At 62.2% G+C, this 14,820-nt stretch carries 12 protein-coding genes; 11 read left to right on the top strand and 1 reads right to left on the bottom strand.

Features of this window, described 5'->3' with window-relative positions; translation table 11 throughout:
- Positions 1–31: 31 nt before the first annotated feature.
- The 7 genes from E5K00_RS22240 (at position 32) to recJ (ending at position 9,453) form a co-directional block, all read left to right on the top strand.
- The gene (locus E5K00_RS22240; protein ID WP_135465506.1) at positions 32–775 is read left to right on the top strand and encodes a type III pantothenate kinase; all 744 of its coding nucleotides are present in this window, start codon (positions 32–34) and stop codon (positions 773–775) included.
- The gene (locus E5K00_RS22235) at positions 762–2,111 is read left to right on the top strand and encodes an OmpP1/FadL family transporter (protein WP_135465505.1); all 1,350 of its coding nucleotides are present in this window, start codon (positions 762–764) and stop codon (positions 2,109–2,111) included. Before E5K00_RS22240 ends, E5K00_RS22235 begins: the two co-directional genes overlap by 14 nt.
- A gap of 28 nt (positions 2,112–2,139) precedes the next feature.
- Positions 2,140–2,697 carry an LPS export ABC transporter periplasmic protein LptC gene (lptC, locus tag E5K00_RS22230; RefSeq protein WP_245328393.1) on the top strand — a complete coding sequence of 186 codons (558 nt, stop codon included), beginning with the start codon at positions 2,140–2,142 and terminating at the stop codon, positions 2,695–2,697.
- Between the two features lie 11 nt (positions 2,698–2,708).
- Complete coding sequence (locus E5K00_RS22225; RefSeq protein ID WP_135465503.1) at positions 2,709–3,005, top strand: hypothetical protein; 297 nt, start codon at positions 2,709–2,711, stop codon at positions 3,003–3,005.
- A gap of 131 nt (positions 3,006–3,136) precedes the next feature.
- Positions 3,137–5,269 carry a peptidylprolyl isomerase gene (locus E5K00_RS22220; RefSeq protein WP_135465502.1) on the top strand — a complete coding sequence of 711 codons (2,133 nt, stop codon included), beginning with the start codon at positions 3,137–3,139 and terminating at the stop codon, positions 5,267–5,269.
- A 215-nt stretch (positions 5,270–5,484) separates the two neighbouring features.
- Complete coding sequence (locus tag E5K00_RS22215) at positions 5,485–7,320, top strand: tetratricopeptide repeat protein (RefSeq protein ID WP_135465501.1); 1,836 nt, start codon at positions 5,485–5,487, stop codon at positions 7,318–7,320.
- A gap of 408 nt (positions 7,321–7,728) precedes the next feature.
- Positions 7,729–9,453, top strand: a complete 1,725-nt coding sequence (gene recJ / locus E5K00_RS22210; protein ID WP_210114354.1) for a single-stranded-DNA-specific exonuclease RecJ — start codon at positions 7,729–7,731, stop codon at positions 9,451–9,453.
- Positions 9,454–9,471: 18 nt separating this feature from the next.
- Here recJ and E5K00_RS22205 read toward each other — a convergent pair whose 3' ends face one another.
- Positions 9,472–9,855, bottom strand: coding sequence for a DoxX family protein (locus E5K00_RS22205; protein ID WP_135465500.1), 384 nt, complete (start codon positions 9,853–9,855; stop codon positions 9,472–9,474).
- A 122-nt stretch (positions 9,856–9,977) separates the two neighbouring features.
- Here E5K00_RS22205 and E5K00_RS22200 point away from each other — a divergent pair, with 122 nt between their 5' ends.
- The 4 genes from E5K00_RS22200 to E5K00_RS23235 all read left to right on the top strand — a co-directional run bounded on the left by E5K00_RS22200 (position 9,978) and on the right by E5K00_RS23235 (position 14,799).
- Positions 9,978–11,819, top strand: a complete 1,842-nt coding sequence (locus tag E5K00_RS22200) for a M61 family metallopeptidase (protein WP_135465499.1) — start codon at positions 9,978–9,980, stop codon at positions 11,817–11,819.
- A 75-nt stretch (positions 11,820–11,894) separates the two neighbouring features.
- Positions 11,895–12,626: an LPS export ABC transporter ATP-binding protein gene (lptB, locus tag E5K00_RS22195; RefSeq protein WP_135465498.1), complete on the top strand. Its 732-nt coding sequence runs from the start codon at positions 11,895–11,897 to the stop codon at positions 12,624–12,626.
- 154 nt (positions 12,627–12,780) lie between these two features.
- Complete coding sequence (locus E5K00_RS22190; RefSeq protein ID WP_135465497.1) at positions 12,781–14,298, top strand: GH3 auxin-responsive promoter family protein; 1,518 nt, start codon at positions 12,781–12,783, stop codon at positions 14,296–14,298.
- Between the two features lie 369 nt (positions 14,299–14,667).
- Positions 14,668–14,799: a hypothetical protein gene (locus E5K00_RS23235; protein WP_262710102.1), complete on the top strand. Its 132-nt coding sequence runs from the start codon at positions 14,668–14,670 to the stop codon at positions 14,797–14,799.
- Positions 14,800–14,820: the final 21 nt, after the last annotated feature.

Raw genomic sequence — 14,820 nt, 5'->3', positions numbered from 1 at the left:
CGCCGGTTGGCGGCTTTTCTTTCCTTATTCCATGCGTACCCTAGCCCTCGATATTGGCAACACCGCCGTGAAATACGGCTGCTTCGACGGGGACGTATTGCTGGAAACCGCCGTGGTGGCTGGCGTGGATCAGGTGAGTGAAGTGCTGGAACGGCTGCGGCCCCGGCACGTCATCGTTAGCTCGGTGGCCGAAGCTACGGCCGGCTGGGTGGCGCAGTGGCAGCAGCAGGTAAGTGGGCGGGTGCTGGAGTTTGGGCCGGCCACGACGCCGCTTCCGATCCGCAATGCCTACGCGACGCCCCACACGCTGGGGGCCGACCGGCTGGCGGCGGCGGTAGGAGCGGCCTGGCTCTGGCCCACGCGCAGCACGCTGATTATCGACGCGGGCACGGCCATCAAGTGCGACTGGGTGGAAGACGGGCACACGTTCCGGGGCGGCAGCATCGCGCCGGGGCTGCGGCTGCGGTTTGAGGCCCTGCACACGTTTACCGGCCGGCTGCCGTTGGTAGCCATGCCCACCGACCCGGCCGCGCCGCTGCCCCTGACCGGCACCGACACCCAGGCCGCTATCCGTAGCGGCGTGCTGAACGGAGCCGTGGCCGAAGTGAACGGGTTTATTGAGGCATACCGGGCGCAACACCCCGGGCTGCAAGTAGTACTGGCCGGGGGCGACGCCGGCTTTTTTCAACCACGGCTGAAAGGCCGTATCTTTGTCATTCCGGAGCTCGTGCTCATTGGGCTTCACCGAATACTGGTGCATAATGTTGAAAACTAAATCGGCTGGCTGCGTAGGGCTGGTAGTACTGGGCCTGATGGCCGCCCCCAACGTCCACGGTCAAGGCCTGGGCAACTCTCCCTATTCGCGCTTAGGGCTGGGCGACTACGTCCCCAACCTGGGCGGCGTGCGCCAGATGGGCATGGGCGGCGTGGGCGTAGCAGCGCCCAACAGCGTCAACGTGAATGACCTGAACCCGGCGCTGGTGTACTACACCAGCCGCACGACCTACGAAGCCGGCTTCAACGGGCAGTACAAAACCCTGCGCAACGCCACTTCCTCGAACAAGACCGGCAGCGGCAACCTGGGCTACCTGGCCCTGAGCTTGCCCATCTCCAAAAGCTGGGCTGCTTCCATTGGCCTGCACCCGCTAACCTCGGTCGATTACGAATCGAACACCGCGGCGCCGATTGTCAATGACCCCAACAGCACCCAGATCGTGCAGCAGAAAGGGGAGGGGGAAATTTCGGAGGCCTACATGACCCACGCCTTCCGTCTAAGCAAGGGCTTGTCTGTGGGGGTGTCGGCTGCCTACGTGTTTGGCACTACCGACGAATCGGTGGGCTCTACGGTGGTGCCCGCCGGCGTTACCAGCACCGCCGACATCACCAAGTCGACCCTCAACGACCAGGTGCACTACTCCGACTTCTCGTTCCGGGGCGGCGTGCACTACCGCGGCAAGGCCAGCGACAAACTGAACTACAACATCGGCGGCGTCTACAGCTTCAAAACCAGCCTGAGCGGCACCCGCACCACCACGCTGAACCGCTCGGACGTGAACGGGCTGGTGCTGGAGCAGATAACGCTGGCCAAAGACCAGAAAGGCGCCGCCAACCTGCCGGCCCTGGCCCAGATCGGCGTCAGCTTCGATAACAACAAGAACTGGAGCGCCAGCCTCGACGTGGCCCAGCAGCAGTGGTCGAAATACAAAGGCTTTAGCGGCATCGGCGCCACCATTCCGCTCGACAACACCCTGCGCCTGGGCCTGGGCGGCGAGTACACGCCCGACGCTACGTCGGTGGACAACTACTTCAAACGCATCAGTTACCGGGCGGGCCTGAGCGTGGCCCAGATGCCCTACCGCCCCGATGGCAAGGCCCTCTACGACCGGGCCGTCAGCTGGGGTTTTGCTTTCCCCATGCCCTCGGCCACCCCGCTCGATGCTACCGTGGTCAGCCTGGCCTTCACCTACGGGCAGCGCGGCAACACCGACGCCAGCACGCTGGTGGAAGGCGGCACCTCCCGCCAGATCAGCAACGTGAAGGAAAGCTACCTGCGCGCCCAGCTGGGCGTGACGCTGAACAACCGTTGGTTTATCAAACGCCGGATTGAGTAAGGCCCATTTCGCTATGCCTGCACAACGCGTGAGTTGGTTGCTTTGGGGCACCCTGCTAATAGCCGGCAGCAGTTGGAGCTGCCAGGAAAAGGAGGCGGAGGTGACCAAGAAGAAGGTGGTCTACACCGGCCCGGCCGCCGAAACCACCAACGTCCTGACCCTGCTCAGCGACTCGGCCAAGCTCCAGATCCGGCTGACGGCCCCCGTGGAGCAAACCTTCGAAACCGGGGACCAGATTTACCCCAAAGGCGTGAAGGTGAGCTTCTACGGCGAAGGTGGCCGCACGGTCATCAACACCCTGCAGGGCAACTACGCCAAGTACGACAAGGCCAAGAACCTGTATGTGGTGCGCGGCGACGTGCGCGTGGCCAACCAGATTAAGCAGCAGAAGATGAACACCGAAGAGCTGTTTTACGACCGGCTCAAGGCCATCATCTACACCAAGCCGGCCACCTTCGTGCGGGTCGAAACTCAGACTGAAATCCTGACCGGCAACGGCCTGACGGCCAACCAGGACTTTTCGCGCTACAGCATCCTGAAGCCCACCGGCGTGTTTACCATCAACCCGGAAACTCCGGCCCAATAACCCAACCTGCTATGCGCATCGACCAGTCTATGGGGCGCACGATTCTCTTTTCGCTGGGTGTCGTCACGTTTGTTATCGGCGTGTACCAGACCCTGGTGGAAAACAACCCCAAGGTGCCGGCCGAAAGCCTGCAGCGCAACTACTGGCTGTTCATGCTTTCGCTGGGCTGCATCATGTATTACCGCTACCTCAAGCAGCGGGAAAAGGAAGCCCGCTTCCTGGCCGACCCCAAAAACGCGCCCCGGCCCCTGCCCAAAACGCCGGCCAAACTTGGCAAACCCCAGCCGCGCAAGAAGCCCCGAAAGTAGCTTTAACCCTGAAACTTGTCCGCCCGAAGTACCCTTCGGGCGGTCTTGCTTTCGGTTAGCTTTGAATGTCCGGCGGATTCTGGTTATTTTGCGACTCTTTCTACTCTTTTACCGCGCTTTTTTTCAAGTAAATGGCATTAATTAACACGATCCGAGAAAAATCGAGCTGGGCTGTTGGCATCGTTGCCATCGGTTTGCTGCTCTTTATCGTCGGGGGAGACCTGATAGGCGGTAAAAACCGTCTGTTTAACCGTAATGAGAATTCGGTAGGCGAAATAGCCGGCGAAAAAGTAGACTACGAGCAATTCCAGGCCGCCCTGGAGCAGGCCAAGCAAAACTTTATTCAGCAGCAGGGCCGCCAGCCCGACGAAGCCACGATGGGCTACCTGCGCGACCAGGCCTGGAACCAGACGATTTACCGCATTGCCTTCTCGAAGGAGTTCGAAAAGCTCGGCCTCACCGTTTCGGATGACGAGCTGACTGACATGGTGCAGGGCAAAAACATTCACCCCAGCATCCGCCAGGCTTTCACCGACCAGCAGACCGGCCAGTTCGACCGCGCCAAGGTGATTGAGTACCTGCGCAACCTCGACAAGCTGCCCCCCCAGGCCCAGGACGCCTGGCGCAACTTCGAAGCCAACCTGCCCGCTGAGCGCATGGGCAACAAGTACAACAACCTGCTCAAGCTTTCGACCTACGTCACGACGGCCGAAGCCAAGCAGTACAACGAAACCCAGAACACCCGCGCCAGCATCCGCTACCTGTTCGTGCCCTACTTCTCGATTTCGGATTCGGCCGTGAAAGTGACCGACGACCAGCTGCAAGCCTACCTCGACAAGAACAAGGCCCGCTACAAAGTAGAAGACGGCCGCAGCATCGAGTACGTGACCATTCCGGTAACGGCTTCGGTGGAAGACAGCGCCCAGGTGCGCAAGTCGGTGGATGAGCTGGCTGCCCAGTTCCGCACCGCTCCCAACGACTCGCTGTTTGCCAAGCTGAACACCGACCCCGAGCACCCCTACAGCTCGGCCTACGTGTCGCCGGCCGACATGCCCGAGAAACTGCGTCAGCAGCTGCCCCTCACGGTTGGCCAGGTATATGGCCCCTACGCCGAAAACGGCGTGTACTCCATCTTCAAGGTAACGGGCCAGAAGGCTGGTGCCCAGGCCGCCGCCCGCGCCAGCCACATCCTGATCAAGGCCGACGGTGCTACGCCCGAAGCCAAAGCCGCTGCCCTGGCCAAAGCCAAGGACATTCTGGCCAAAATCAAAGGTGGTGCTGACTTCGCCGCTATGGCCCGTCAGTTCGGCACCGACGGTACCACCGCTACCGGCGGCGACCTGGGCTGGTTCACGCAGGGCCGCATGGTGCCCGAGTTTGAGAAGGCCGTATTCGGCGCTACCTCGGCCGGCCTGCTGCCCAACCCCGTTGAAACCTCGTTCGGCTACCACATCATCAAGGTAACCGCTCCCAAGACTTCCCAGACCTACCAGATTGCCGCCGTGCAGAAAGGCATCGTGCCTTCCGACGCCACGCGTGAAGCCGCCTACGCCCGCGCCCAGGAGCTGAAAGGCAAAGCCACCGACCTGGCTTCGTTCCGCAGCGCCGTAGCCGCCGACAAAACCCTGCAGAAGCAGGAGGCCAAAGGCCTAGGCAGCAGCGACCGGGCCGTGAACAACCTGCAGAACGCTCGTGAGCTGGTACGCTGGGCCTACGGCGCCGGCCAGGGCGGGAAGAAAACCGAAATCGGCGACGTGTCGGAAGTATACGAGTTGGGCGACCAGTACGTAATTGCCGTGCTGACCGAGGAGCGTGCCAAAGGCACCGCCACGGTAGCCAGCCTGAAGCCCGAGCTGACGGCCGCCGTGCGCAACGAGGAGAAAGCCAAGCAGATCATGGCTAAGCTGAGCGGCAAGAAAGGCACGCTGGAGCAGATTGCCGCCGCTTACGGCCCCAACGCCCAGGTGAAAACGGCCGATGGGGTAGTACTGGGCACCGGCGTTATCCAGGGCCTGGGCGGCGAGCCGCTGGCCGTGGGTAAAGCCTACAGCGTGAAGCCCGGCCAGCAGTCGGCTCCCTTCCAGGGCGAGCAGGGCGTGCTGATCGTGGAGCCCGTGAAGGTGGAAACGCCCACCGCCCCGGCCGACCTGAAGATGATCCGTCAGCAGCTGACGGCGCAGCGCACGGCCCGTGCCGACGGTGCCATCTACGAAGCCGTGAAGGCCAACGCCAACATCAAAGACGAGCGCACGAAGTTCTTCTAAGCCGCTCGCCAAGCAGAAGCACGAAAAAGGGCTGTATCTTCGGGTACGGCCCTTTTTGTTTGCCCGCCCCGTAAGCAACTTATCTGCTGAGGGTGCTTCTTTCCGGACTACGGCTGTGCCGGACTGTTGGGGAGCTGGTTTTCAAGCCGGAAGGAATGAAAGTCGGCCCCCGCCGGTTTACCTTCTCAGATTCTTACTTGCCTGAAATTCACGCCATGCGTCAGTTTTCTTTGCGTCGCTTTACGAAAGTTGGTTCGGCTCTGGTGCTGTGCCTGGGCCTGGGGTTGCACGCGGTGCAGGCCCAGGACAACAGTGGCATTGCCCTGGCCCGCGAATACGCGCGCAAGGGCGAGAATGAGAAGGCCGCCTTTCTGTTTGGGCGGCTGCGCAGCGAAGAGCAGGCGGCCCCCAACGTACTGCCCGAGTACCTCGTGGTGCTCCAAAACCTGAAACGCTACAAGGAGGCCGAAAAGCTGGTGAAAAAGGCTATCCGGCAGCGCCCCGAGGAGCCATCCTACGGCGTGGCCCTGGGCAGCCTCTACACCACCGCCGGCGACGCCCCGGCCGCCGCCAAGCAGTACGAGCGGGTAATCGGCCAGCTCACGGCCGGGCAGGTCGTGCCCGTCGCCACCGAGTTTACGCGCCGCAACCTGCCCGAGTGGGCCGAAAAAACCTACCTGAAAGGCCGCCTGCTTACCAAAGACGACACCGAGTACGCCCCCCAGCTGATTCAGCTCTACACGCAGTCGGGCCAGACGGACAAGGTGATGAGCGAAACCCTGCGCCTGGTGCAAAACGACGAGCAGCAGCTGCCCTTCGTGCGCAACATGCTCCAGAACAGCCTGCGCGAAGACAAGGACTTCGACGCCCTGGAAAAAGAGCTGTTTGCCAACGTGCAGAAGTACCCCGAGCGGGCCGTCTACAGCGAGCTGCTGCTGTGGCTCCAGACCCAGCGCCGCGACTTTACCGGGGCCCTGGTGCAGGCCAAGGCCCTCGACCGGCGCGGCCGCACCGAAGGAGCCCGCGTGATGGAGCTGGCCAGCATTGCCCAGCGCAACAAAGACTACGAAAGCGCCATTGCCGGCTTCGACTACGTGACCCGTGAGTACCGCGGTGGCATGTATTACCGCTTGGCCCGGCAGCGGCTGGTGCAGGCCCGCGAAGAGCAGGTGCGCTCCACCTACCCGGTCGACCCGGCCAAGATTCGGGGCCTGATCGGGGAGTACCAGCAGGTGCTGACGGAGCTGGGCAAGACGCCCGAAACCGCGCCGGTGCTGCGCAGCATGGCGGCCCTGTACGCCTTCCAGCTCGATGAGAAGGACAAGGCTATGGCCATGCTGCAGGAGGTAATCGACCTGCCCCGGGCCAGCCTCGACGTGGTGGACGAAGCCAAAATCAACCTGGCCGACATCTACCTGCTGCGCAGTGAGCCCTGGGAGGCCACGCTGCTGTATTCGCAGGTGGAGAAGTCGCACAAAGACTCGCCGGTGGGCTACGAGGCCAAGCTGCGCAATGCCCGCCTGAGCTACTACGCCGGCGACTTTAAGCTGGCCAAAAGCCACCTGGACATTCTCAAAGAAGCCACCAGCCGCGAAATTGCCAACGACGCCATGCAGCTCAGCCTGCTCATCACCGACAACACGGCTATGGACACCTCCGGCGTGGCCCTGCGCGACTATTCGGCCGTGGAACTGCTCGTGTTCCAAAACAAGCTCGACGCGGCGCTCAAGGGCCTGGATAACCTGCTGCAGAAGTACCCCGGCCACGCCCTCACCGATGATGCTTGGTACCTGAAGGCCCAACTCCAGCGCCGCATGGGCGACTACCCCGCGGCCCTCACCACGCTGGAGAAGATTACGGCCAACCCCAAATACGACGTGCTCAGCGACGACGCGCTGTTCCTGACGGCCAGCATTGCCGAAGAAAACCTTCAGGACCGCGAAAAGGCCAAGACGCTCTACAACCAGCTGCTGGTGAAATACCCGGGCAGCATCTACACTGCCGAGTCCCGCAAGCGCTTCCGCAAGCTGCGCGGCGACGCGGTGAATTAGGGTTTATGGATAAATAGAAGAACGTCATTCCGAGCGAAGCCGAGGAATCTCGCGTGCTGACGTTGTTAGAAACAGAACATTATGCTTCAGCTTCGCTCAGCATGACAATACCATTGCCCGCGAGATGTCTCGCTCTGCTCGACATGACGTTGTTTGCAGAACTGCCTACCGAAAGAAAATAAACATAATTGCCAGGGCCAGCAGGAAGATCAGGTACATCAGCCCGTCGGTCAGGATGTATTGTTTGTACTGCTTGTAAAAGGCAATCAGCTTTTTCATGGCGGCGGGCTCGGGCGAAGGGAAGGCAAAAATACGATTTCAGGCCCGCCCTCACTGGTAACAATCGGGAGGACCGCGGTTTTCTTCTTACTTTTGAAGATAAGGCCCGTTAGGGCCTGCTGCCGAATCATGGAAAAAAGATGGATCCGCAAGCCTGCGCCTGAACCTACCAAGGTCAGTCACCTGGCTGACGCCCTGCGCGTAAACGAGGCCATCATCGCGCTGCTCTGCCAGCGTGGGGTGTGTTCTTACGACGAAGCCTACGAATACTTCCGGCCCAGCCTCGACCATCTCCCTGATCCGTTGCGCATGCGCGACATGGACCGCGCCGTAGAACGCCTGCTGGTGGCCTTGCACGAAGGCCAGAAAGTGCTGGTGTTTGGCGACTACGACGTGGACGGCACCACCTCGGTGGCCGTCGTGTTTTCCTACCTGCGCACCCTGTTCGGCCCCGAGCGGGTCGATTACTACATTCCGGACCGCTATAAGGAAGGCTACGGCATTTCCGACGCCGGCATTGATTTCGCCGTCGCCCAGAACTTCAGCCTCATCATTGCTCTCGACTGCGGCGTGAAGGCCATCGACCGGATTGACTACGCCAACGAGCGGGGCGTCGACTTCATCATCTGCGACCACCACTTGCCCGGCACCGAGCTGCCCAAGGCCGTGGCCGTGCTCGACCCCAAGCGCACCGACTGCGAATACCCGTTTAAGGAGCTGTCGGGCTGCGGGGTGGGCTTCAAGCTAATGCAGGCCCTGTGCCAGCACCTGGGCATGGACCAGGCCCCGCTGTATGAGCTGCTGGATCTGGTGGCCATCAGCATTGCCGCCGATATTGTGCCGATTACCGGCGAAAACCGCATTCTGGCCTACCACGGCCTGCGCCTGCTCAACGACCGGGTGCAGGGGCAGCGGCCCGGCGTGGCGGCCCTGCGCGAGCTGGCCGGCCTGCGCGACGGGGAGCTGACCATCAGCAGCCTCGTGTTTGGCTTCGCGCCCCGCATCAATGCGGCGGGCCGCATGGGCGACGCCAAACGCTCGGTGGCCATGCTGCTGGCCGAAAGCAAGGAAGAGGCGGTGGAGAAAACCGGCGTGGTCGATAAAACCAACATTGAGCGCCGCGGCTTCGATACCAGCATTACCAAGGAAGCGCTGAGCATGATTGAGGACGACGCCTCGCTGCGCAACGCCCGCTCCACGGTGCTATATAAGGAAGACTGGCACAAGGGCGTCATCGGCATCGTGGCCTCGCGCTGCCTCGACAAGTACTACCGCCCCACCATCATCCTGACCCAAAGCAACGGCAAAGCCACCGGCTCGGCCCGCTCCGTGGTCGGCTTCGACGTGCACCAGGCCATCAGCGAGTGCGCCGACCTCCTGGATCAGTACGGCGGGCACATGTACGCGGCGGGCCTCACGCTGCCGGTGGAGAACGTGCCCAAGTTCCGGGAGCGGTTCGAGCAGGTCGTGGCCGGCCGCATCCTGCCCGAGCAGCTGATTCCGCCGGTAGAAATCGACAGCGTGCTAAAGCTGGCCGACATCACCGACAGCTTCTACAAGCTGCTGCACCAGATGGAGCCCTTCGGCCCCGGCAACCCCAACCCAGTGTTCGAGTCGGAGTACGTGTATGCCACCCCGGACTCGGCCCGCATCGTGGGTAACTCCCATCTGAAGCTGACCCTGACCCAGGACGGCCGCCACACCGTGGATGCCATTGGCTTCGGCCTGGCCGAATACCACGAGAAAATCACCGACGGCCACCCGTTTAACGTGTGCTACACGGTGGAAATGAACGAGTACCGCGGGCAGCGTAACCTGCAGCTGCGCGTGAAGGACATTCGCTGGGTAGAGTAGGGGCGGGCCACCACCAAATCAGGCAGTGCGGGGCTCGTCGGGCCGCGTGTGCCACCACGCCCACAGGAGTAGCACTGCCTGCACCGGCAGCCGCGCCCACGCCAGCCACGGTGCCACGCCCAGGTCGGCGCCGTTGGTCTGGGCCATGTACACGTTGGCCGGAAACACGGCCAGCAGCAGCAGGATAAGGCCCCAGGCAGCCGCGCGGCGGGTAGGGCGGGGGAGCAGTAGGCCGCCCAGCCCCACTTCGGCCACCCCACTGAGCAACACCAGCTCCCGGTGCCAGGGCAAATAAGGCGGCATGATGCGCAGGTAGGGCTCGGGCCGGATGAAGTGCAGCACGCCGGCCCCGATAAATACCAGACTCAGGATATAGCGGCTAATTGTTTTCGGGTGGGGCATAGCGGGAGCAAAGGAGGAAAAACTCAACTTACGGATTCGGAGGGCAATTTTGGCTGGCCCCGCGTACTGCGTACCTTCGCTAGACGTTGTTCTTCCGCTATCCGCTACCTTTTCCCACCTCAATGAAACCGTTTTATCTTGCCCTGGGCCTAGGGCTGACTACGGCTATGCCCGCCGTGGCGCAGCAGCCCGCCGACTATCAGATTGCCCTCGACCTGGAGCACACTACCAACGACCAGGTTAAAGTCGTTATCAAGACGCCCCCGGTGAAGGAGGCCCAGGCGACGTACGTCATGCCCTCGGTCGTGCCGGGCTCCTACTCCAAGAAGGATTACGGCCGCTTCGTGCAGAGCTTTGTGGCCCTGGATGCCAAAGGCCAGAAGCTGAAGGTGAAACAGCAGGGCGCCAACGTGTTCATCATCGATAAAGGCCCCAGCCTGGCCCGCATCGAGTACTTGGTAAACGACACCTGGGACGTGAAGCAGGACGACGGCTTCATTTTCCAGCCCGGCGGCACCAACTTCGAGGCCGGCAAAAACTTCGTGCTCAACCACTACGGGCTCTACGGCTACCTCGAAGGCTACAAGATGCAGCCCTACCAGGTGACGGTGGCCAAGCCCGCCGACCTGTACGGGGCCAGCTCCCTGGCGGCTCGGCGCACCACGCCCACCCAGGACGTGTTTACGGCCGCCAGCTACGTGGAGCTTTCCGACTCGCCCATCCTCTACAGCCGCCCCGATACGGCCAGCTTCAGCACCGGCGGGGCCCGTATTGCCGTATCGGTGGTGTCGGAAACGGGGGCGGTGAAGGCCGCGCAGGTGCGCGAGATTATGCGGCCTATGGCCGAGGCCCTGACGAAATATTTCGGCCAGATGCCCGTGCCGACCTACCACTTCCTGATGTACTTCCCGAGCTTCAACTCGCCGCTGGCCAGCAAAAACGGCGGCTACGGGGCCATGGAGCACTCGTATTCGTCGGTGTATTTCCTGCCCGAAGTGCCCCAGGAAGACCGGCTGCGCAGCATGGTGCAGGAAGTGGCTTCCCACGAGTTTCTGCACATGCTGGCCCCGCTGAACATTCACAGCCGGGAAATCGGGGAGTTCGACTTCCGCAACCCCAAGATGTCGCAGCATTTGTGGCTCTACGAGGGCGTCACGGAGTACATTGCCCAGCTGGTGCAGATGCGGGGCGGCCTGAGCACGCCCACCGAGTTTCGGGAGCGGATGAAAGGCAAAATCGACAAGGCGGCCAAGCACCCCTCGGTGTCGTTCACCGAAATGAGCCGCAAGATTCTGGAAGCGCCCTACAAGGACATGTACGACAACGTGTATGACAAGGGCGCCCTGCTCGGCTTCCTGCTCGACATCCGCATTCAGGAGCTGAGCCAGGGCAAACAAACCCTGCGCGACGTGCTGCTGGCCTTGCGGGCCAAATACGGCCCCACCCGCTCGTTTGAGGATGCCGCGCTGATTCCGGAGGTCGTGGCCCTGACCAACCCCGCCATCCAGCAGTTTTTCGACCAGTATGTTATCGGCAGCCAGCCCTTGCCCTACGCCGAGTACTTCGACAAAATCGGGTGGCGCTACCAGGCTACCGGCCGCGGCACGGTCAAGTCGTTCGGGCGGGTCGGCTTCCGCTACGACACCGGCAAAAACCAGTTCCTGGTGGCTAATGCCAAGCCCGACCAGAATGCTTTCGGCGTGCAGGACGGCGACGTAGTAGTAGCCGTGAACGGGACGCCCGTCACGATGGCCAACGCCGAGCAGCTGCTACGCCCCCTAGTCGAGCCCAGCACCGCCGAGGCCGTGCGCCTGCAGTTTCAGTCGGGCACGGCGGCCGCGCAGGAGCGGGCAGCCACGCCCCGGGAGTTCGAGGTAGAAGTAAAGAATGCCGTGGAGGAAGTAGCCGCCCCCACGCCGGCCCAGCTGCAGCTGCGCAACCAGGTACTCAAGCCCCTGGGCTAAGCCTGGCCCCCGCTGGTACGGGAGGCCCGTTTCGGGCTTCCCGGCTTCTGCTTTCTAACGCCTACCTTTGCCCTGATGATTCTGCGCGCTGAACACCTCGTCAAAACCTATAAGTCCCGGACCGTTGTCAACGACATGTCGCTGTCGGTGGAGCAGGGGGAAATCGTGGGCCTGCTGGGGCCGAATGGAGCCGGCAAAACCACCTGCTTCTACATGACGGTGGGCATGGTGAAGCCCAACAGCGGCCGGATTTTCCTCGACGACGAGGAAATCACCAAGCTGCCTATCTACCAGCGGGCCCGGCGCGGCGTGGGGTATCTGGCCCAGGAAGCTTCCGTGTTCCGCGACCTGTCGGTGGAGGAAAACATCCTCTCGGTGCTGGAAATGACGGACATGCCTAAGCAGGCCCAGCGCGACAAGGTAGAGGAGCTGCTCGACGAGTTCAGTTTGAACCACGTGCGCAAAAACCTGGGCCGGGTGCTCAGCGGCGGCGAGCGGCGGCGCACCGAAATTGCCCGGGCCCTGGCCGTGAGCCCCAAATTCGTGCTGCTCGACGAGCCCTTCGCCGGCGTCGACCCCATTGCCACCGAAGAAATTCAGGGCATCGTGGCCAAGCTCAAAAACAAGAACATCGGCATCCTCATCACCGACCACGACGTCAACTCCACGCTGAGCATCGTTGATAGGGCCTACCTGCTCTTCGAGGGCAAGCTGCTGAAAGCCGGCACCGCCGAGGAGCTGGCCGCCGACGAAACCGTGCGCCGTGTGTACCTGGGCAAGAACTTCGAGCTGAAGCGCAACGTGTAGCCCTGGCGCGGCCCCGGCTGACCACCCCGGGCCGGGGCTGGCGGCTGCGTGCGCCGCATTTGCGTATACGTTCCCACCTACCCAATGTGAGCTTCGTTTGCAGGCCCCGCCGACCCTGAAAAACGGCTCCTGAACCACCGGCAAAGAACCCCGAATGATTGACTCTATTCTGACGTGGACCGTGCAGCGGCGGCTGGCCAGTATCGACCATTTTCGGCAGAACCCGCATGAGGTTCAGGGTCGGGTGCTGCGGCAGCTGCTGCTGCGGGCCCGGGCCACGGAATGGGGGCGGCGCTACGGCTTTGCCGAGGCGCCGAGTGCCGCGGAGTTTGCCCAGCGGGTGCCCGTGAGCAGCTACGAAGACCTGTATCCGCACCTCGAGCGGGTGCTGCGCGGCGAGCCGGACGTGCTTTGGCCGGGCCCGGTGCAGTGGTTTGCCAAGTCGAGCGGCACGACTAACGCCCGCAGCAAGTACATTCCCGTCACCCGCGAGTCGCTGCAGGAGTGCCACTACCGCGCCGGCCGCGACATGACGGCCCTGGCCACCGTGCTCTACCCCGAAAACCGCGTGCTGGCCGGCAAAACCCTGTCGTTGGGGGGCACGCACGCACCCAACCCGTTCCGGCCCGCCGAGGAAGATTCCCGGGTCGGCGACGTGTCGGCGGTTATCATGCAGAACCTGCCTTCCTGGGCCGAGTTTCTGCGTACGCCGCCCCTGGAGCTGGCCCTGCTCGACGAGTGGGAGGAAAAGATTGAGCGCATTGCCCGCCACGTGCTCAGCGTCAACGTGTCGGTGCTGGCCGGCGTGCCCACCTGGATGATTATGCTGCTGCGCCGCGTGACGGAGCTGGCCGGGGCCGACAATATCACCGAAGTCTGGCCCAACCTGGGGCTGTTTCTGCACGGGGCCGTGGCCTTCGGGCCCTACCGGGAGGTGTTTCGCCAGCTGATTCCCGGCGGGCAGATGCGCTACCTGGAAATCTACAACGCCTCCGAAGGCTACATTGCCTTGCAGGACGAGCCCGACTCGGAAGACCTGCTGCTGCTGCTCGACCACGGCATTTACTACGAGTTCATCCCCCTGGAGCAGCTCGACGACGACAACCCACCCACCCTCACCCTGGACCAAGTAACGCTGGGCCAGACCTACGCGCTGGTCCTCAGCACCAATGCCGGCCTGTGGCGCTACAAGATTGGGGATACGGTGCGCTTTACCAGCCTGGCGCCCTACCGCATCCGCATTACGGGCCGCACCAAGCACTTTCTGAATGCTTTCGGCGAAGAAGTCGTCATCGAAAACGCCGATGCCGCCATTGCCGCCGCCTGCCAGGCCACCGGCGCCACCGTGCGCGACTACACGGCCGCCCCCATCTACTTCGACGCCTCCGACACCTCCCGGGGCGGCCACCAGTGGCTGATTGAGTTCAGTGGCCCGCCCCGGCAGCCCACGGAGTTCACCGCCATCCTCGACCAAACCCTGCGCCAGCTCAACTCCGACTACGATGCCAAGCGCCACCGCGACCTGGCCTTGCAGCCCCCGCTGCTTACGGTGGCCAGCCCGGGCACCTTCACGCGCTGGCTCGCCAGCAAGGGCAAGATGGGTGGTCAGCACAAAGTACCACGCCTGAGCAATTCCCGCGAGCTGCTGGAGGAAATCCTGCGGCAGCTGTAGCCGTAGCGGGGACAGAAGCTGAAGGCTCCGTATAATGCTAGTCAGCAAGTGTAGGGTAAAAAACAATAAGCTTCTTAAAACACAAATCAGCCGCGCGCTTCGGGTCGGGTGCTTCGGATGATTTGAGGAGTATTCGGTATTGCTTATCAAGTAGTTATGCTAATTCCAATAAATTTTTAGCCGGCAGGAATATTTTTGTCCGAAATGGTGTCGTTTTAATCCATTAAATTATATATTGTCGGATTATTAACGTTCACGACCACACCCGTGCCCGCTATTTCGACCTCCTCTTCCCGCCCCTACGTTTCCCGCCGGAAGCGTAGCCGTTCCTCGGAGCCATCTTCGCTAAGTACCAAAGCAACCTTGGGCTTGCTCAGCCTGCTGGTGTTTGCTCTGCTTGCGAGTCTGGCCATTATTGCCGGAACCTTACTGCACGACGAACCCACCGAATCGGCCCAAACGGCCAGCGCCTCCTTTAGCGGTTCCGAGCTGAACCGCTAAAGGAGGCGCTGACGCTCTGTG

This window comes from Hymenobacter aquaticus, from assembly GCF_004765605.1.
Taxonomy (GTDB): Bacteria; Bacteroidota; Bacteroidia; order Cytophagales; family Hymenobacteraceae; genus Hymenobacter; species Hymenobacter aquaticus.
This window is presented reverse-complemented; position numbering and strand designations above follow the sequence as displayed.